Raw genomic sequence first — 19,379 nt, 5'->3', positions numbered from 1 at the left:
TAGACGGAAGGGGCTAGGAGGCGCAGCTGGATAAGATCAAAAGCGGAAACAAAACAACTAAGAGACTTGATTTCATATCAAGTCTCTTTCTTTCATGAAAGGAGAATGAATAATGGAGACGATGCCGAATTGGTTAATGCAACGCGCATTTTTAACACCTGATCGCACTGCAATTGAAATTGAAGAGGAGAAGGTTACCTTCGTGCAGTTACATGAAAAAGTAGTATCTGTTTGTGAACACCTTTCGCATGTAGGAGTAAAGCGGGCTCAAAAGGTGGCTGTTCTGATGAAAAATGGTATGGAGATGATTACAGTTATTCACGCCTTATCTTATGTAGGTGCAGTAGCTGTGCTTTTAAATACGCGTCTTTCAAGAGAAGAGCTACTTTGGCAAATGGATGATGCTGAAGTTGTTTGTTTAGTGACGGATCAAGAGTTTGAGACGGAAAATGTTCCAGTATATTCATTTGCTGAAGTGATGAATGGACCGAAGGCGGAAGCATCTATACAAGAAGAATTCTCTTTAGAAGAAGCGATGACAATTATTTATACGTCAGGGACGACAGGAAAACCGAAAGGCGTTATTTTAACGTACGGTAATCATTGGGCAAGTGCAGTTGGTTCTTCACTTAATTTAGGACTTCGTGAAGATGATTGTTGGTTAGCTTGTATGCCAATGTTCCATGTTGGTGGGTTATCTCTTTTAATGAAAAATATTATGTACGGTATGCGTATTTTACTCGTTCCGAAATATGATGCTAACTTCATTCATGAAGCACTTCAAACGAGAGGCGTTACGATTATTTCTGTCGTTTCTAAAATGCTAACAGATTTATTAGATAGACTTGGAGACGAAACATATCCATCTTCTTTACGATGTATGTTATTAGGCGGGGGACCCGCGCCGAAACCGTTATTAGAAACGTGTGTGGAAAAGGGAATTCCGGTTTATCAAACGTACGGTATGACAGAAACGTCTTCGCAAATTTGTACGTTATCAGCAGATTATATGTTAACGAAAGTAGGATCAGCTGGAAAACCTCTATTCCAGTGTCAGCTTCGTATTGAGAAAGACGGAGTAGTAGTACCACCTCACACTGAGGGCGAAATTGTGGTAAAAGGACCGAACGTAACAGGTGGCTACTTTAACCGTGAAGATGCGACGCGCGAGACAATTCAAAATGGCTGGCTTCGTACTGGTGACCTCGGTTATTTGGATGAAGAAGGTTTTTTATATGTATTAGATCGACGCAGTGATTTAATTATTTCTGGTGGGGAAAATATTTATCCAGCTCAAATTGAAGAAGTATTGCTTTCCCATCCGGTGGTAGCGGAGGTGGGTGTTGTTGGTATGAAAGATGAAAAGTGGGGGCAAGTGCCAGCTGCTTTTATCGTGAAAGCTGGTGAGGTAACAGAAGAGGCGATTATCCATTTTTGTGAGGGGAAATTAGCGAAATATAAAGTACCAAAGAAAGTGTATTTCCTAGAGGAATTACCAAGAAATGCTTCGAAGAAATTGTTAAGACGAGAGTTAAGACAATTAGTGGAGGAGATGTAAGTGGAGATCAAAAAAGCGACACTTTATATAACGGAAATGCCACTCGTAATCCCATTTTCCGCAAGTTACGGAACTTACGAAAAGCGTGAGAGTATTGTCATTGAATTAGAAGACACAGATGGATACGTTGGTTTTGGTGAAGTCGTTGCATTTTCTGAACCGTGGTATACGGAAGAAACTGTGAAGACAGCGCTGCATGTACTTCAAGACTTTCTATTACCAGATTTATTGAAAGCTGAAATCTCTCATCCGAATGAAGTGCCAGGTCTGTTCCAACATATAAAGAGAAACCGGATGGCAAAGGCGGGAATTGAAGGAGCCATTTGGGACTTATATGCGAAACGTCAAAAGAGTTCTTTAGCGACATTACTTGGTGGAACTAGGCCTGAAATTGAAGTTGGCGTTGTTATTGGGATAAGTATAATTCCAATTATGTTAAAACAAATTGAGAAGTACGCGGAAGACGGATACAAGCGTTTTAAAGTGAAAATAAAGCCGGAACATGATTACGAATTGCTTAAAGAAATTCGTAAAGAGTTTCCGAGCATCCCATTAATGGCTGATGCAAACTCAGCGTACACATTAGCGGATATTGACAAGCTCAAAAGATTAGATGAATTCCAACTTATGATGATTGAACAACCACTGGCAGATTATGATTTTCTTGATCATGCTGAATTACAAAAGAAAATTGAAACACCGATTTGTTTAGATGAAAGCATCCATAGTTTAGAGGATGCGCGCGTTGCCATTACACTTGGCAGTTGCCGTATCGTCAATATTAAGCCGGGACGAGTGGGCGGATTAACAGAATCAGTTCAAATTCATAATTATTGTATGGAGCATAATATACCAGTTTGGTGTGGCGGTATGGTAGAGATGGGGATTTCGCGAGCGCAAAACGTTGCCCTAGCTTCGTTACCAAACTTTACGATTCCAGGAGATATATCTGCTTCTAGTAGACATTGGGAGAAGGATATTATTTCACCGGAAGTGATGCTAGAGGGCGGGAAAGTAATTGTACCGCAAAGTATTGAACGTGAGTATGAAGTAGACCGCGAGAGGTTAGAAAAAATCACGAAGCAACGGATTCTGTTTGAGAGGTAATAATCAGTGTGGGGGCATCCCACTGATTATCAGCCTTCATCAATTGGGCTGCCCGCCAATAGCGTGATAATTTTGTCGTTAATTGTCGGTAAGTCGATATATTTAAAAAATCGTTGATATATTTCAAGTTACGGTCGATATATTTGGAAAATCGCCGATATATAATTTCGTTCACTAATATGCGATGCGTTACTTCTTCAACAGAATCAAGAAAAGGTTACTCTCACGGGTAGCCTTTTCTTATTGTACAAATTGGATAGACTAGTTTACAATCGAGCGTATAAAAACGGAATGAGGTGGGGGACAAAAATGAAGCGCATTTCAATTTTAATAGCTGAGGATGAGGCGGAAATTGCTGATTTAATTGCGATACATTTAGAAAAAGAAGGTTACCATGTCGTTAAAGCAGTTGATGGAGAAGAGGCGATGCATGTTATTCAAACTCAGCCAATCGACTTAGTGGTTTTAGATATTATGATGCCGAAAATGGACGGTTATGAAGTGACGCGTCAAATTCGTGCGAAACATCATATGCCGATCATTTTCTTAAGTGCGAAAACATCTGATTTTGATAAAGTGACAGGTCTTGTACTCGGCGCAGATGATTATATGACGAAACCTTTTACACCGATTGAATTAGTCGCGCGTGTAAATGCACAATTGCGCCGATTTCTTACGTTAAATCAACCGAGAGTAGTGGAGAATAAATCGGCTTTAGAGGTCGGCGGAGTTGTTATTGATTCTGAGCAAAGAACGGTCAATGTGTACGGAGAACAAATTGAGTTAACGCCAAAAGAATTTGATATTTTATATTTATTAGCGAGTCATCCGAAGAAAGTGTACAGTGTGGAAAATATTTTTCAGCAAGTATGGGCAGAAGGCTATTATGAAGGCGGAAATACAGTAATGGTGCACATCCGTACGTTACGGAAAAAACTTGGGGAAGATAAAAGAAAGAATAAATTAATAAAAACAGTGTGGGGAGTAGGGTATACTTTCAATGGCTAAAAAGATGAGAAGCTTTCGCTCAAAGATGGTTATGCTATTTGCGTTAAGTATGGTATTAGCAGCTGGCGTAACGTATTTAATGTATGAAGGATTACGGATCTATTATAAATTAGTAGTTCGTTATGAGGATCCCTTAGCTCAATTTCGCTCAGTTATAAGACAAATTGGAGATATTAATTTCTTTTTAATTATATTTATTCCTCTGTCCATTATGTTTTTCTTCTTTCTTACTAGACCTTATTTAAAATATTTTGATGAGATTTCTAATGGGATTCATCATCTTGCGAACGGTGATTTCACAAATCAAGTTGGGATTTCATCAAATGATGAGTTTGGATATATCGCACGTGAAATTAATGTAGCGAGTGAAAAGTTAAAAGAAGCGGTTGAACGAGGAGATTTTGCGGAAAGTAGTAAAGACCAGCTAATTGTTAACTTAGCTCATGATTTAAGAACACCGTTAACATCTGTTTTAGGTTATTTAGATTTAATTCTTAAAGATGAGAATCTGACGAAGGAACAAATTAAACATTTTTCCACAATTGCTTTTACGAAATCCGAAAGGCTGGAAAGCTTAATTGATGAATTATTTGAAATCACGAGAATGAATTATGGTATGTTGCAGCTTGAGAAAAGACCAATTGATATAAGTGAATTACTCATACAGTTAGATGAAGAATTATATCCGTTATTAGAAAAAAAGGATTTAGAAGCGAGATTGAATATTGCTCCCCATTTACCTATTAACGGTGATGGGAAATTATTAGCCCGAGTATTTGAAAACCTTTTAACAAATGCGATTCGCTATGGGTACGATGGAAAGTTTGTTGATGTGAACGGATATATTGATCGTGAAGAGGTAGTTATACAAATTATTAATTATGGAGATAGTATTCCAGAAGAAGATTTGCCGTATCTTTTTGATATGTTTTATACAGGGGATAAGGCTAGATCGGAGCAACAGGGCGGCACAGGTCTTGGTTTATTTATTGCAAAAAATATTGTTGAGCAGCATAATGGGAAAATCTCTGCTGAAAGTAATGTAATTAGAACAATATTTGAAGTGAGATTACCAAAAGAGGATAATTTGGAAATTTAATAAAAATTTAAACTTTACCCCACTTTTTATTTTAATAGTTTTTTCTATCCTATATGTATGTTAGGTCAAGGAGGAACTAGAAATGAAAAAGTGGGTATTTATTTCTCTTTTTATATTATGTACAGTCTGTGTAGGCTTTTATATATCACCATTATTTCAAAAGGAGATCGATGTTAAAATCGGCGGAAAAGATAGTGCGATAAAGGATGCAAATACGAAAAAAATAGAGATTACAGAAGAACAAGTTTATAAAGGAAATCTATTATTAGTTAATAAAGATTACCCGGTTAAGAAAGATAGCATAAGGTCTGATATTATAAATGTAGCTCAAAATAGTGAATTAATAAGAGGCTATGTTGTATTGGATAGAAACATTCGCTTATCAAAGGATATTGTGAAAAAGTTTTTGAACGTTATAGATGCGGCAGGAAAAGAAAGTGTTAATCATTTTTTGATTAGTAGTGGCTATCGAGATTTCCAAGAGCAAAGACAACTATATGAAAAAATGGGATCTGATTATGCACTCCCAGCAGGATATAGTGAACATAATTTAGGGTTATCACTGGACGTTGGGTCTACCCAAAAGAAAATGGAGAAAGCTCCTGAAGGAAAATGGATTGAAGAAAACGTATGGAAATACGGATTTGTTTTACGTTACCCGAAAAATAAAAGTAACATTACTGGCATTCAATATGAGCCGTGGCATATACGTTATGTCGGTTTACCTCATAGTGCGATTATGCAAAAAAAGAAAATTACATTAGAAGAATATTTAGACTTCCTAAAAGAGAGAAAAGAAATTTCAACCGATGTTGAAGGTAAGAAATATACGGTTTCTTATTATAAAGTTTCAGATCGTATGAACGTGAATGTTCCGGTGAATAAGCAGTATGAAATTTCGGGGAACAATATGGATGGGGTTATTGTGACGGTTCAGGAATAGAGAAAAAGGCTGTTCCGTTTTTGAACAGCCTTTCATCATATATTGAATATAGTGAGGGCTACTACAATACGGAAATGCAGCACTATGTAGTTAATTATGATTTGTAGGAAGTGAAGAGGGAGGAGAATACTCCCTCTTTTTTTATAAAAATAATCCGTATCAAGGGGGATAGGATATGGATACATACTTATTAATTATCACTTTAGCTGAACATATTTACTAAAAGAAAGAAGGTACATAATTAAAGATATCTTCTTTTTCTTTTGCAGCCCTTTTCATGAAACAAGCCCGTTTTTAAGAAGGGCAAGCTTCCGATTTGCCCTGAAAACATAATATAAATGGAATCCCCTCATTTAGAACAAGAAGAACTTGTTATGAATGATACTAAAGGAGGAATAGAATAATGGGCGAAAATTGTGAACACAGACATGATGATTGCGACCGCAGACGTGGCCACGGAGGCGGCTTTGCGCTTCTAATCGTATTGTTTATTTTATTAATCATTATCGGTGCTAGCTGCTTCGGCGGATGCGGTTATGGTGGCTACGGCGGCGGTTATGGTGGCTATGGCGGCGGCTATGGTGGATATTGCTGCTAATTATTTAAAAACTATTGAAAATAGCCTTGTGCATACTGCACAAGGCTATTTTATTCATATTTTAACATGCTGTGATAATTTATTAATGTAAAGAGAACGGATTAAGAAGAAGAAAATAATCTCGATAATCCCGAATAAAGTGAGTATAATTAATAATTCTTTTAGTAAAGAAAAGGCAAACATACTTTGTAAAAACTGAATCGCAAATATGGTATGAATACCAGCAACGATATAGGGAACGAAAAATAGAATTCCTAATTGAATTGTTGCAGAGCGAAACATTTCTGTTTCTGTCAATCCGAGTTTTGTAATCGTAATATATTTTTGTTTTTCACTCGTTAAATCATTATACATACGGAAATATAAAACACTAGCTGCACCGATAAAGAAAATAAAACCGAGAAACGCCCAAATAAAGAAATATGCGATTGAGCGTTCTTTACTATGAATTAGTTCGTCAGTAGCTGTAGCAATGTGAAAAGGAATTGGCTCTTTTCCTTCTTTACTTTTTTCGTAAAAGTCATGTGCATCATCACCAATAGCACGCAACATATTTTTTGTCGGAACAATCGCATTTTCCCAGTTCTCTACAAAATAGTTATAAACAGTTATTGTTTCAATATGAGGAATCATATTATCAATTACATCATCTTGTATAACAATTAAATGGGGTAATGCAAAGGATGGTTCTATTCCTTTATTAATAAATCCTTTAATATAAAACTCTTTTTTATTTGATCCGAGTGTAATTGTATTTTGTTTCGCAAATGGATTTGATACAAGATTTAAGAGCTCTGGTGAGTGGCGAGAAATAATATAAACTTGTGAAGAATCAAGAGCTATTTCTGGCCTCTGTAATTGTTTAGCAATTGCGTTATAATCACTCATTTTCATAAGAGCAATGTCTTCTTTTAAAGCTGTATCCTTTAATAATGTAAATTTATATTTTTGGTATTGAAAATTAGCATTTGTAAGCTCAGTTTCAATTGTAGCAATGTGCTTTTGTTCCAGTAAATTGTCACCTTCAGATGTATATGTGAAAGGAACAGGATAGCGTTCTAGTATCGATGCTTTCGTATTATTATTAGCAGCAAATAACCCGATAATAATTGTAAATGCAAGTGCAGATAACATAGAAACGATAAAGAGTACATTAATATTGCTACGAGTACGAGCAACTAAATCTGAAATCCATAACATATTTATTTGCTTCATATAAAACTTTCTTCGCTTTTTTAAAATAAAGATAAAGAGAAGAAATGTTTGTGAAAAGAATAAATATGTCCCGATCACTACGAGTGGCAAAATGGATAACATAATAAAGAATACAGATCCATTTTGGACATTTTTTTCTGTTACGTAGCCTTGCGGGTAACAGGCAATATAATAGCATAGCCCTAAACACGTTAAAGCGAATAACGAAATGAGTATAGACGGTCTTTTTTCGGCTTTTATTTTCTTGTTATCTTTAATGAGATGTAACGTTTTACGAGTACGAATGAACATTGGTGTAAACGTAGAAACGATAAGAAATAAAATGATAAATGTTACGGTTGTAACGATTATTGCTTTTGTTGGCAAATATAAATTGAGGCCTTTCGCACTTGTTAATTTTGAAGTGACTAATAAGAAAAAGTTAGAAAAAACAAACCCACCTTGAATACCGATAAAGATAGATAATATCCCGATTATCATGTTTTCGGTAAATAAAAGTCTTTTTAATTGTTTCTGTGAGATACCGAGAATAGTGAGTACCCCGAATTGTTGTTTCCGCACATTTAAAAATGTTCCGATTGAATATAAGAGAAAGAAGAACGAGAACATAACGATAACAAACTGTGCTGTACTAGCTAAATTCATTAGAGGATCACGTTCTTGATAGTCCAGTGCATTTTTTAGGCGCGGATGATACATATAAACAGCAAAAGAAAAGAAAACCATTATAGAAAACGCACTACTTACAAAATAAGCAAAATATGCTTTAGAATTACGCGAGACATTTTTAAATGCAAATTGCCAAAATGTCATCCACGTCTTCCTCCTAATAGTGCTAGAACATCTAATATTTCTTGATAAAACTTTTCACGGTACAATCCGCGGTGTAGTTCATTGTAAAGTCCACCATCTTTAATGAAAATAACACGGTTACAATAACTTGCTGCAAACGGATCATGTGTAACCATTAAAATGGTCGCATTTTCTTCTTTGTTTAACTTCGTAAATAGCTCCATTACATCAATAGCTGCTTTCGAATCTAAGTTCCCTGTCGGTTCATCCGCAAGTAGAAGTGACGGATGATGAATAACGGCACGCGCTACTGCAGTACGCTGTGCTTGTCCTCCAGAAACTTCAAAAATACGTTTATTTAAAATGTGATCAATTCCAAGTTTTTTTGAAATGTTATCGAGTTTTTCGTCCATTTCTTTCAAAGGAACATTATCTAGCGTTAAAGGTAATACGATATTTTCGCCGATTGTTAGTGTATCTAGTAGGTTAAAGTTTTGGAAAACAAATCCTAATTCTTGGCGACGAAAAATAGCTAACTTTTCTCTACGGAATGTGTGCGGTTGTTTTCCGTTAATAACGACCTCACCAGAAGTAGGGGAATCAATTGTAGAGATAACGTTTAAAAATGTGGATTTCCCACTTCCAGATGGTCCCATAATCGCAACGAATTCACCTTTATCTACGTGTAAATTTATATTTTTCAAAGCAGTATGAGGGACTTTTCCCTCATACACTTTTGAGACGTTTTTAATGTGTAATACTTCTTCCATAATAATCACCTTTCTATTCTTTAAAACTTAATATGTTGTGATAATTTTTGCATATAAAAGGAACGAATTAAAAGAAAAAAGAGAATTTCAACCGTTCCAAAGATTACAAGTACAACTGTAATCTCAGCGAATAAAGAGAGATTTAATACTTCTTGCAACATCTTTGTCGCAAACATCGTATGGATGGACGCCATAATGTAAGGAACAAAGAATAAGATCGCAAGTTGAATTGTCGCTGAACGTTTCATCTCAGTTTCTGTTAAACCAATTTTTGTAACAGTTATATACTTTTCTTGCTCATTTGTTAAGTCCGTATACATACGGAAGTAAAGAACACTACCAGCTCCGATAAAGAAAATAACGCCAAGGAAAGTGCCAATTAAGAAGAACGAAGCGGCATTTAGTTTTGTCTTGTATAGAGAGTCGCTCGCTTCACTTGCATGGAACGGTGGATGTTCTGCTTGAATTGCTGCATTGTCATTACCGATTTTTGTTGTAAATGCTGAACCAATATTATGTGCTTTTTCCCAATCAGTAACTTGGAAGCTATATACACTCATCTGTTTTGAAGCAGTTGATAAGGCTTCTACATTTTCATCAGATAGTACGATTAATTGGGATATTAGGCTATTTGGGAAAGGGTTATAACTTTTATATTCTTTCACTTTTAGATGTAAAGAGTTTTGATTAAGTGTAAGAGTATTTCTCTTTTCTTGCTCATGAATTGTTCCAATGACTTGATCATCTAAGTCTTTCATAAGGATATAAGATTCATTACTATTCACGGTGAGATTTTCCCAGTTTAATGCTTTAGCAAGTATATTATAGTCACTTTGTTTAATTGCATAATAGAGCTGCGGGCTTTCTTCGGCCGAAGAAACTTCATATATATCCGTTTTAAATTTCTTATAAGTAAATTGCTCTTCATTGAATTTTTGTTCTAACCAATTTAAATGTTCATCAGCTAATGTATTTTCAGTATGTGATAAATAAGTAAAAGGGAAAGGATTTTTCCTTATTTCATCAAATTTTGTGAATTTCCCAAATCCATATAAGAAAGTAATCATTGTGAAAGCGAGCGTTGATAACATCGTCACAATAAAGAGCATGTTAATGTTTGTCCGAATACGGGTTGCTAAATCAGAAATCCAGAGCATATTAATACGTTTCATATAAAATTTTCTTCTTGTCTTTAATATGCGAATGAGTAAGAAGCTAATTTGTGAAAAGAAAAAATATGTCCCAGCTGCAAAAAGTGATGGAATGACAAATATACTAAAGACGGCATACAAAAGACCAATTATACCTCCAAGTGACATAAAGTATAGCGGATTTGCTGCTAATATATATCCAGATATTAAACATATCGTACCAAATAGAGAGATGAGTATGGATGCTTTTCTTTCTTTATGTTGTTTACCTTCTTTTAAAAGCCGTACAGCTTTTCTCGTACGGATCAGCATCGGTGTAAAGGACGATACGAGAATAAAGAGTCCGAGAAAGATTATTGTTGTTAAAATAATAGCGCTTGTAGGCCAATATAAATATAGACCCGGTACATGTGTGATTTTGGCGGTAACTAGTAGAAAGAATTGCGAAAAGACAAGCCCGAGTTGAATACCGAAAAATATGGAAAGGACACCAATTAACATATTTTCTATAAATACGAGCCTTTTTAACTGCTTTTGAGATATGCCAAGTACTGTTAAAATTCCAAATTGTTTTTTTCGTACCTTCAAAAATGTCCCGATCGAATATAGTAAAAAGAAAAATGAAAAGAACACAATGACAACTTCTGAAATTGTCATTAATATGTTCAGATCATAATTCACGTCTGTCATATGCAATTTAGGATGAAATAAATAAACTGCAAATGAGAAAAAAATCGCAATAGAAAACGCACTGCTTACAAAATAGGCGAAATAAGCTCTGGCGTTCCGCGTCACGTTTTTAAATGCAAACTGCCAAAATGTCATTCACCTAAACCTCCTAGTAGAGTGAACATGAAAAGGGTATCTATTGTACCCTTTTCATGTAATAACTTTTTCATAAAGTTTGTTTTAAATATTTTATCCATTTGTATACTGTGATAATTTTTGCATATAAAGTGAACGAATTAATAAGAAAAAGATGAATTCTACGGTCCCGAAAATAATAAGAACGGCTGAAACTTCAGTGAACAATGATAAATTAATTACTTCTTGTAGCATTTTTGTCGCAAACATTGTATGAATGGATGCCATAATGTATGGAATGAAAAACAAAATACTAAGTTGAATTGTTGCAGAGCGTCTCATTTCCGCATCTGTTACACCAATTTTTGAAATCGCTACATATTTTTCTTGTTCATTCGTTAAGTCTGTATACATCCGGAAATAAAGAACGCTACCAGCACCAATAAAGAAAATGACTCCAAGGAATGTCCCAATCAGAAAGTATGAAGCACTACCTGATGTTATTCTATATAATGAAGCTGCTGATTCATATGGACGCATAAGAAACCCATTATATTGTACTTTTTCCCGATCTTTTTGGACTCTCTGTATAAATGCATCAGCAATTTTATACGACTTCTCCCAGTTGGATATTTTGTAATTGTAAGCTGAAATATGCTTTGTCGTATTCGGTAAACTATTGATAACAACATCAGGTAAAACTAATGTTTGATATGCAAAGCTAGTTGGCATCGCATTTACATGTTCATACCCTTTCACTTGTAATTTCTGATTTGTACTAGAAAGTGTAACGTATTTTCGATTATAACTTTGCTCAAACTCGCTAAATAAAGTGATATAAGATGTACCTGCTAAGACATACGTTTCGTTATCGTTTATAAAGAGTTGTTTCATATTTAAGGATTTAGCAAGTCTATTATAGTCACTTTGATTAATTGCATATACGTCATTATAAATAGCTACACCTTCATCTTCTTTCAATGGTGTTTCATATAAGTCGGCCTTTATTTTCTTATAAGAGAAGTGTTCAGCTTGTAGTTGTTGTTCAAGCCAATTTAAGTGTTCAGTAACAAAAGGATTCGTATCATATGAAAAATAAGAAATTGGAAAAGGTGAACTTCTCGTAACATCTAGTTTTGTAAACTTACCGAGCCCATATAAAAACGTAATCATTGTAAAAGCAACTGTAGATAGCATTGCTACAATAAAAAGCATATTAATATTCGTTCGAATACGACTTGCTAAATCAGAAATCCAAAGCATATTAATCCGTTTCATATAAAACTTTCTTCTCTTTTTTAAAATATAAATAAGTAAGAAACTAGTTTGAGAAAAGAAAAAATATGTCCCAATTGCAACAAGTGCTGGAATCATAAAAATACTTGAAACCATATATATAACGCCTACTTGCGGGTTTATTGAGAAGAAATATTTAGGGTTTACAGCTAAAATATAACCACCTAATAAACAGATAGCACCAAATAGAGAAATGAATATGGATGGCTTTCTTTCTTTTTGTTTTACATTGTTTGTTTTTAAAAGGTGCACTGCTTTTTTTGTTCGAATAAGCATTGGTGTGAATGCAGATACAGCGATAAAGAGACCAAGAAACACAATCGTTGTTAAAATGAAAGCATTCGTAGGTATATATAAATATATCCCTGGTAGGTGTGTAATTTTCGCTGTCACTAATAAGAAAAATTGTGAAAATACAAATCCAAACTGCATACCGAAAAAGATAGATAAAATACCAATTAACATATTTTCAGTGAAAACGAGTCGATGTAATTGCTTTTTTGATATACCTAAAACAGTTAAAATCCCAAATTGTTTTTTACGAACTTTTAAAAACGATCCGATTGAATAGAGTAGAAAGAAGAACGAGAATAAAACAATGACAACTTCTGAAAAAATCATTAATCCTGCAATTTCAGAAATCATAGTGGAATTTTGTAATTTCGGATGAAACAAATAAACAGCGAACGAAAAGAAAACAGCAATTGAAAAGGAACTGCTTAAAAAGTAGGCAAAATAAGCTCTTGAGTTGCGCGTTACATTTTTAAACGCAAATTGCCAAAACGTCATAATATGTACCTCCGTTTAGAAGGACAATATGTAGTTTCATTGCAAAAAATGTATGAGAGTAAGTTCTCATACATTTTGCTAGCATATGTTATGATCATGCTTCGGTCACCTTCTCCGTAGTTTCTGCTTGATTATTTGCAGCGTTGTGGAAGATGATTTTAATCGTCGTTCCTTTACCAACTTCAGAGTCTAGTTTCACGGAATGACCTAAATAATCACAAATTTTACTTACGATATAAAGTCCCATGCCAGTAGATTCTCCGAATGTACGACCATTTTTTCCAGTGTAAAATGGTTCAAATACTCTTCGAACATCTTCTTGCGGAATACCGACGCCTTCGTCACGAACTTCCAAGATAATATCTTTTCCGTTTCGATAAGCTGATAAGAAAACTTTCTTTCCGCGTTCACCAGAATAGCGAACGGCATTTGTCATTAACTGATAAATGATGAACTTTAGCCATTTCGCATCAGAAGCAACTTTTAAATCAGAATGAACTTCTAAAACAGGGAAGACACCATTACGAATGAATAGTTCTTTTAATCCGTTAATATTTTTTGTTACAGTATCTTTTAATGAGATTGTCTCAACGTGGAAGTCTTCATGGAAATTATTCAATCTTGCCATGTATAAAGCCATATCGAGTCCTTGATTTAGTCGCTCTAACTCTTTTTTAAATTTCGGGATTAAATGTTCATCTTCCATTTCAAGTACCATAAGCTGCATGACAGAAACAGGCGTTTTCATTTGATGTACCCAATGGTTAATAAATAGTTGGTGTTCTTGTTGTTTTACTTCGAATGTTTGTAGGTCTTTTTGGAATAGGCGATATTGCGTACGAACGAGCTCGTTTACACCGTGGGGCATAGGAGCAGTCGCTCTTTCAATAAATGCATCTTCCATTTTTTCTGGTGGTTCACTTAATCTGTGATACATTCTACGGTTACGAACGTAACGATAGACGAGGAAACAGATGAATAAGTATAAACTTAAAACGATGAAGTAAAACTTATTATTTTGAAATCCATCTACTGCATCATAGAGAACGAAAATGATTCCGAAGTTTAATACATATAATAGAAAAAATGCAAAATGATCACGTAAAAATAGCTTCATGCTTATTCACTCCAAGTTGCGTTAAAACGATACCCGAGTCCACGTACTGTTTCAATAGAGTTCTCAATACCAAGCTCATTAAACTTTTTACGAAGACGCGTAATGTTTACGTTTAATGTATTTTCTTCAACGAAGCTCTCATCATCCCAAAGGGCAGCTAATAAATCTTCACGGCTTGCTGTACGAGGGAATTTAGATAATAGCATTTCTGCTAAAATCGCCTCTTTCTTTGTTAAAAGAACTTGTTCAGCCCCAAAATGAATTTCTGGGCGCTCAGGGAATAATTTTAGCCCTTCTACTTCAACAATGCGCTCAGAAATATTTGGTGCATAATCACCGTAAATACGACGTAATTGCCCTTTAATTTTCGCCATTACAACGTCGTAGTGGAACGGTTTTGTAATGTAATCATCCGCACCGCTTTCAATCGCCATAATTTGTTCCATTTCACCTGCACGTGCCGAAATGAAAATAATTGGACAAGTCGATTCATGACGAATTTGACGGCACCAGTAGAATCCATCGAATTTCGGTAAATTTACATCAAGTAAAACAAGATGTGGCTTCACTGCGTTAAACGATTCCATAATATCATCGAAATTCTCCGCAACAACAGCTTCATAACCGTACTTTTGAATGTGAGATTGTAGTAATGTTGAAATATTTGGATCGTCTTCAACGATTAAAATTTTATACATATGTATATTCCTCCTAAAAAAACAATTGTAGCTATAGTGTATCATGTGTTTCAAGTCTTTTCATTATGTTGAAATATAAGCTATATAAATATACAAATTAAAAAAGGACATAGAACCTTTCTTTTTAGGGAGAGAGAGGATCCAGCCATGCATAGAAGCGGTCAGAGCCTTTTTCTGCCCCGTACGAAGTAAAAATAAAGATATCAACTGTCCGTAAAACCCCCACTGATTAAAGTTTCACTTTATATAGTAAACAGTATAGGTCAAAAGTGGAAAAAGTAAAAAGGGCCTTATATATAATTGACAATTAACTGAAATCATTTTAACATTTAGATAAATATCTAAATGTCTAATTATTGAAAGGAAGAAAGACATTGAATCAAGCATTTAAAGCATTAGCAGATCCAACAAGGCGAAAGATTTTAGATTTATTAAAAGAAGGTGATTTAACCGCTGGTGAAATTGCCGAACATTTCAATATGACAAAACCAAGTATTTCACACCACTTAAATGCACTTAAAAATGCTGAACTTATTCAAGATGAAAAAAGAGGACAATTCGTTGTGTATTCTTTAAACACAACTGTATTTCAAGATTTATTAACTTGGGTGTTTACATTTACGAATAAGGGGGTAGAGGGGAAATGAGGAAGCATCTTATCGCAATTATATTAATTTTTATAACTGGTCTAGCTTGGGCATATGCATGGCCGAATTTACCGGATACTATGGCAATTCATTGGGGAACTGAAGGTGTGAATGGCTTTGCTTCAAGGTTTAATGCAATGCTGTTGACATTTGGGATTATGATTTTTGTTTATATTTTATTAACAATTACCCCAAAGATTGATCCTAAGAAAAAGAACTACGATAAATTTTCTAAAAGTTATACGATAATGAATTATAGCGTACTAGTAGTATTATTTTTAGTAAATATGCTTGTAATTGGAGTAGGATTAGGTTACGAAATTCCGATGAATAGTACACCGTATATTATTGTTGGTCTTTTATTTATAGTGATGGGAAACTATTTACCGCAGTGCAAACCAAATTACTTTGTAGGTATAAAAACCCCTTGGACATTAAGTAACGAAGAAGTGTGGAGAAAGACACACCGTTTTAGCGGAAAAGTGTTTGTTGTATTAGGAGTTATTATGATTTTAAGTATTTTTGCACCAGCAGCATGGAAATCTTTCTTAATAGTTGGAATTATTATTGGGGCAGTAGGACTAACGATGGGATATTCCTATGTGGCTTATAAGAAAGAGATAGGGGCTTAATAAAAAATTTATGGGGGAGAGAGGATGAAAAGACACGTATTACCATGGAGTTTAATTATTGCAATTGCAATTGGATGGTATATTGTATGGCCATATTTACCGGAACAAATTCCGCGCCATTATAATGCGGCAGGAATAGTAGATGGATATTTTTCTAAAGTAGAGGCGAGTTCATTTTCAATAGGTAGTATGGTGTTGCTATATTTGATATGGCTAGCTATGGGGTATATTGATGTAACGAAAGGTAAGTATAAACAGCAAGCTAAAGTCCTCTCTGCAATTAACTATGCCATTCTTTTTATAGGGTTCGGATGTAATATATTTGCGCTCTTAGCTGCATCTAATTATATTGCTTCAGGCTCAATCGCCTTTAATTTCGGACTTGGAACGTTGTTTCTTGTACTGGGTAATTACATGCAACAAACGAAGCCGAACGGTTTAGTAGGTATTCGAATGGACTGGACATTAGAAAATCCTGTAGTTTGGAGAAAAACACATAGATTTGCTTCGAAGGTATTTGTAATAGGAGCACTTTGTATATATGCGGGAGCGTTACTGCCAGATCCATTCAATATCTTTATGGCGGTTGGAGTGATACTAATATGTATCTTCATATCAACAATAAAATCATATGTTATTTATAAAAAAGAAATGCAATTGTGAGCTATACTAGTCAAATTTTATATTTATAGTTTCTATGTGTTAAGAGATTTTAATACTCAGTGGGGATAACGAAAAGCTCACTGAGTAAATTTTTTGTTATTAGGTCTGAAAATTCAGTTAACTAATAGGTGATTGGGGGAAATCATATGTTAGAAATTATAAATTTTAGCAAGACATACAAAGGTGGCAATAAAGCAGTAGATCAGTTAAATATTACTGTTCAAGCAGGAGATATCTTTGGGTTTATTGGACATAACGGTGCGGGGAAAAGTACAACAATTAAGTCGTTAGTAGGAGTTATAGATTTTGAAGAGGGTGAAATTTTTGTTGATGGACATTCAGTAAAAAAGGATCCGATTGCATGTAAGAGAGTAATGGCGTATATTCCTGATAATCCAGATTTATATGAGCAATTAACGGGAATTCAATATTTGAACTTTGTCGCCGATGTTTTTAAGGTGTCTGCAAAAGATCGGGAAAAGGAGATACAAAAGTACGGAGATGCTTTTGAGATTACACCGTATCTAGGAGATTTAATATCTTCTTATTCACATGGTATGAAACAAAAAGTGGCGATTATATCAGCGGTTTTGCATAAACCGAAATTATTAGTTTTAGATGAACCTTTCGTTGGTCTTGATCCAAAGGCTGCTGTAGTATTGAAAGGGATTATGAAAGAGCTTTGTGAAAAGGGAAGTGCGATTTTCTTTTCTACGCATGTTTTAGATGTGGCGGAGAAGTTATGTAATAAAATAGCGATGATTAATAGAGGGAAATTAGCACTTTCAGGGGAAGTGAATTCTTTAATAAAGGAAGGCTCATTGGAAGAGCTCTTTATGAAGGAGCTTGCTAATGAATACTAATAGTCTGGGCCTTTTGAAAATCCGGTTGATAACGCAGCTTGGTTTAAATACTTTTAGATACGAAAAAGATAAGAAAAAGAAGCAGAATAAGATTTGGCTGTCAGCATCTCTTGTCTTAGTTGGTGTCATGTTAATGCTATATTGTGGGGCCTCAGCATATGGGTTGGTGAAACTAGGAATAAGTGAAATTATCCCAGTTTATGCACTAGTTATTAGCAGTGTATTGACGTTGTTTTTCACTATATTTAAGGCAAATGGAGAGATTTTTGCTTTTAAGGATTACGATTTTTTAATGTCATTACCGATTCGTGTAAGTACTGTTATTACAAGTAGGTTTTTGTATTTATATTTGCTAAATACACTCTTTTCAATCATAATCATGCTACCAATGGGAGTTGTTTATGGCATACATGAGAAGCCATCAATTTCTTTTTACTTTATGTGGTTTATCAGTATGTTTATAGCATCTTTAATCCCAACAACAATAGCAGCGATCTTTGGAGCTGGGATTACGGCAATTGCTTCTAAATTTAAAAATACGAATAAAATAACTACGATTTTAAGTTTTATAGTAATTATTACATTCGTTTTCTTCATGCTAAAAAACGGAAATGCTCAATATAGCCTTAATGATATGAATGGAATTAGTACAATGGTTTCAGAGCAATTAACGAAAGTGTATCCATTAGCTAGCATGTTCCAAAAAGCAATTGTTCATGCTGATATTGTAGCTTTCATCTTATTTGTTGGGATATCAGTTATTTGGTATTATCTTTTTGTAAAAATACTTTCGTTAAAATATAAGCAAATAAACACAGGGATTACCACTTATCATATGCTTTCAAATTATGAGATTACTAGTATGAGAAAAGAAAGTGTATTGGTCGCATTGTATAAAAAAGAACTGAAGCGTTTCTTTTCTTCTACAGTGTATGTAATAAATAGTGGAATGGGAGTTGTGCTGGCGATAGCTTTCTCGCTGGCTATAGTTGTGATAGGACCAAGTCAATTAATAGCGTATCCTGGAATTGAGACGATTTTGCAAAAGGTTGCACCATTTGCTATTGCAGCAATGATTTCGATGACATGTACAACATGTGTGTCATTGTCTTTAGAAGGAAAAAATGTATGGATTATTAAGTCATTGCCTATTACCCCAAAGATGATTTATGACAGTAAAATTCTTATGAATCTTTCATTAAGTATACCTGCATCATTTATTAGTGCCGTATTACTGATAATAGGGTTAAAACTAGATGTTTGGAGTTCTCTTTTAATCGTAATAACACCGATAATATATTCATTCTTTTCGGCAGTATGGGGGATTTTTATTAATAATCGATTTGGTTATTATGATTGGGGATCAGAAACTCAAGTAGTAAAACAAAGTGTAGGATCATTTGTTGGCATGTTTGGTGGCTTAATTGTGGCTGTTATACCGGCCTTGTTAATCGGTACTGCTGCTATCTCGAACTACAGAGTATTTACTTTTGTAGTTGTTATAGTGCTTGCGATTATTACTATATTCTTGTATAAGAACGAGTCGAGAAGAAGTATAAAATAAAAAGCTGCTTTTCCTTTAAATAGGAAGAGCAGTTTCTTTGTTTTGAAAAAGGTTTAGACTCTTAT

At 34.6% G+C, this 19,379-nt stretch carries 17 protein-coding genes; 11 read left to right on the top strand and 6 right to left on the bottom strand.

Going from position 1 to position 19,379, the window contains the following annotated elements:
* Positions 1-112: 112 nt before the first annotated feature.
* The 6 genes from BAU28_RS07335 to BAU28_RS07310 all read left to right on the top strand — a co-directional run bounded on the left by BAU28_RS07335 (position 113) and on the right by BAU28_RS07310 (position 6,313).
* Positions 113-1,558 (top strand): o-succinylbenzoate--CoA ligase, encoded by a 1,446-nt coding sequence (locus tag BAU28_RS07335; RefSeq protein WP_071718193.1) that lies wholly within the window; start codon positions 113-115, stop codon positions 1,556-1,558.
* The gene (gene menC, locus BAU28_RS07330; RefSeq protein WP_071718192.1) at positions 1,559-2,665 is read left to right on the top strand and encodes an o-succinylbenzoate synthase; all 1,107 of its coding nucleotides are present in this window, start codon (positions 1,559-1,561) and stop codon (positions 2,663-2,665) included.
* A 309-nt stretch (positions 2,666-2,974) separates the two neighbouring features.
* On the top strand, positions 2,975-3,673 hold the full coding sequence (locus BAU28_RS07325) for a response regulator transcription factor (RefSeq protein ID WP_071718191.1): 699 nt from the start codon (positions 2,975-2,977) through the stop codon (positions 3,671-3,673).
* Entirely contained in the window at positions 3,666-4,772 is a 1,107-nt protein-coding gene (locus BAU28_RS07320; protein WP_071718190.1) for a HAMP domain-containing sensor histidine kinase, read from the top strand. The genes BAU28_RS07325 and BAU28_RS07320 overlap by 8 nt, the downstream gene beginning before the upstream one ends.
* Positions 4,773-4,854: 82 nt before the next feature.
* Positions 4,855-5,715 (top strand): M15 family metallopeptidase, encoded by an 861-nt coding sequence (locus BAU28_RS07315; protein ID WP_071718189.1) that lies wholly within the window; start codon positions 4,855-4,857, stop codon positions 5,713-5,715.
* Positions 5,716-6,118: 403 nt separating this feature from the next.
* Positions 6,119-6,313, top strand: coding sequence for a YjcZ family sporulation protein (locus tag BAU28_RS07310; RefSeq protein ID WP_025148836.1), 195 nt, complete (start codon positions 6,119-6,121; stop codon positions 6,311-6,313).
* A 54-nt stretch (positions 6,314-6,367) separates the two neighbouring features.
* On the opposite strand, the gene BAU28_RS07305 is transcribed toward BAU28_RS07310, so the two are convergent.
* The 6 genes from BAU28_RS07305 to BAU28_RS07280 all read right to left on the bottom strand — a co-directional run bounded on the left by BAU28_RS07305 (position 6,368) and on the right by BAU28_RS07280 (position 14,945).
* Positions 6,368-8,341, bottom strand: a complete 1,974-nt coding sequence (locus BAU28_RS07305; RefSeq protein WP_071718188.1) for an ABC transporter permease — start codon at positions 8,339-8,341, stop codon at positions 6,368-6,370.
* The gene (locus BAU28_RS07300; RefSeq protein WP_002173956.1) at positions 8,338-9,090 is read right to left on the bottom strand and encodes an ABC transporter ATP-binding protein; all 753 of its coding nucleotides are present in this window, start codon (positions 9,088-9,090) and stop codon (positions 8,338-8,340) included. The genes BAU28_RS07305 and BAU28_RS07300 overlap by 4 nt, the downstream gene beginning before the upstream one ends.
* 20 nt (positions 9,091-9,110) lie before the next feature.
* A complete protein-coding gene (locus BAU28_RS07295) occupies positions 9,111-11,066 on the bottom strand; it encodes an FtsX-like permease family protein (protein ID WP_071718187.1) in 1,956 nt (651 codons plus the stop codon).
* 93 nt (positions 11,067-11,159) lie between these two features.
* A complete protein-coding gene (locus BAU28_RS07290; protein WP_071718186.1) occupies positions 11,160-13,130 on the bottom strand; it encodes an FtsX-like permease family protein in 1,971 nt (656 codons plus the stop codon).
* 94 nt (positions 13,131-13,224) lie between these two features.
* Complete coding sequence (locus BAU28_RS07285) at positions 13,225-14,247, bottom strand: sensor histidine kinase (RefSeq protein ID WP_071718185.1); 1,023 nt, start codon at positions 14,245-14,247, stop codon at positions 13,225-13,227.
* Positions 14,248-14,249: 2 nt separating this feature from the next.
* Positions 14,250-14,945, bottom strand: coding sequence for a response regulator transcription factor (locus tag BAU28_RS07280; protein WP_071718184.1), 696 nt, complete (start codon positions 14,943-14,945; stop codon positions 14,250-14,252).
* Positions 14,946-15,319: 374 nt separating this feature from the next.
* Here BAU28_RS07280 and BAU28_RS07275 point away from each other — a divergent pair, with 374 nt between their 5' ends.
* The 5 genes from BAU28_RS07275 to BAU28_RS07255 all read left to right on the top strand — a co-directional run bounded on the left by BAU28_RS07275 (position 15,320) and on the right by BAU28_RS07255 (position 19,314).
* Positions 15,320-15,592 carry an autorepressor SdpR family transcription factor gene (locus tag BAU28_RS07275; protein WP_025148842.1) on the top strand — a complete coding sequence of 91 codons (273 nt, stop codon included), beginning with the start codon at positions 15,320-15,322 and terminating at the stop codon, positions 15,590-15,592.
* Complete coding sequence (locus tag BAU28_RS07270; protein WP_071718183.1) at positions 15,589-16,224, top strand: SdpI family protein; 636 nt, start codon at positions 15,589-15,591, stop codon at positions 16,222-16,224. Before BAU28_RS07275 ends, BAU28_RS07270 begins: the two co-directional genes overlap by 4 nt.
* A gap of 24 nt (positions 16,225-16,248) precedes the next feature.
* A complete protein-coding gene (locus BAU28_RS07265; RefSeq protein WP_071718182.1) occupies positions 16,249-16,887 on the top strand; it encodes an SdpI family protein in 639 nt (212 codons plus the stop codon).
* A gap of 146 nt (positions 16,888-17,033) precedes the next feature.
* Positions 17,034-17,750, top strand: a complete 717-nt coding sequence (locus BAU28_RS07260; protein ID WP_002173949.1) for an ABC transporter ATP-binding protein — start codon at positions 17,034-17,036, stop codon at positions 17,748-17,750.
* Positions 17,740-19,314: a putative ABC transporter permease subunit gene (locus BAU28_RS07255; RefSeq protein ID WP_071718181.1), complete on the top strand. Its 1,575-nt coding sequence runs from the start codon at positions 17,740-17,742 to the stop codon at positions 19,312-19,314. Before BAU28_RS07260 ends, BAU28_RS07255 begins: the two co-directional genes overlap by 11 nt.
* Positions 19,315-19,379 lie beyond the last annotated feature (65 nt).

It is taken from the genome of Bacillus paramycoides (assembly GCF_001884235.1).
Taxonomy (GTDB): Bacteria; Bacillota; Bacilli; order Bacillales; family Bacillaceae_G; genus Bacillus_A; species Bacillus_A paramycoides.
The sequence above is the reverse complement of the archived record's forward strand: the minus strand, read 5'-3'. Positions and strand labels throughout refer to the sequence as shown.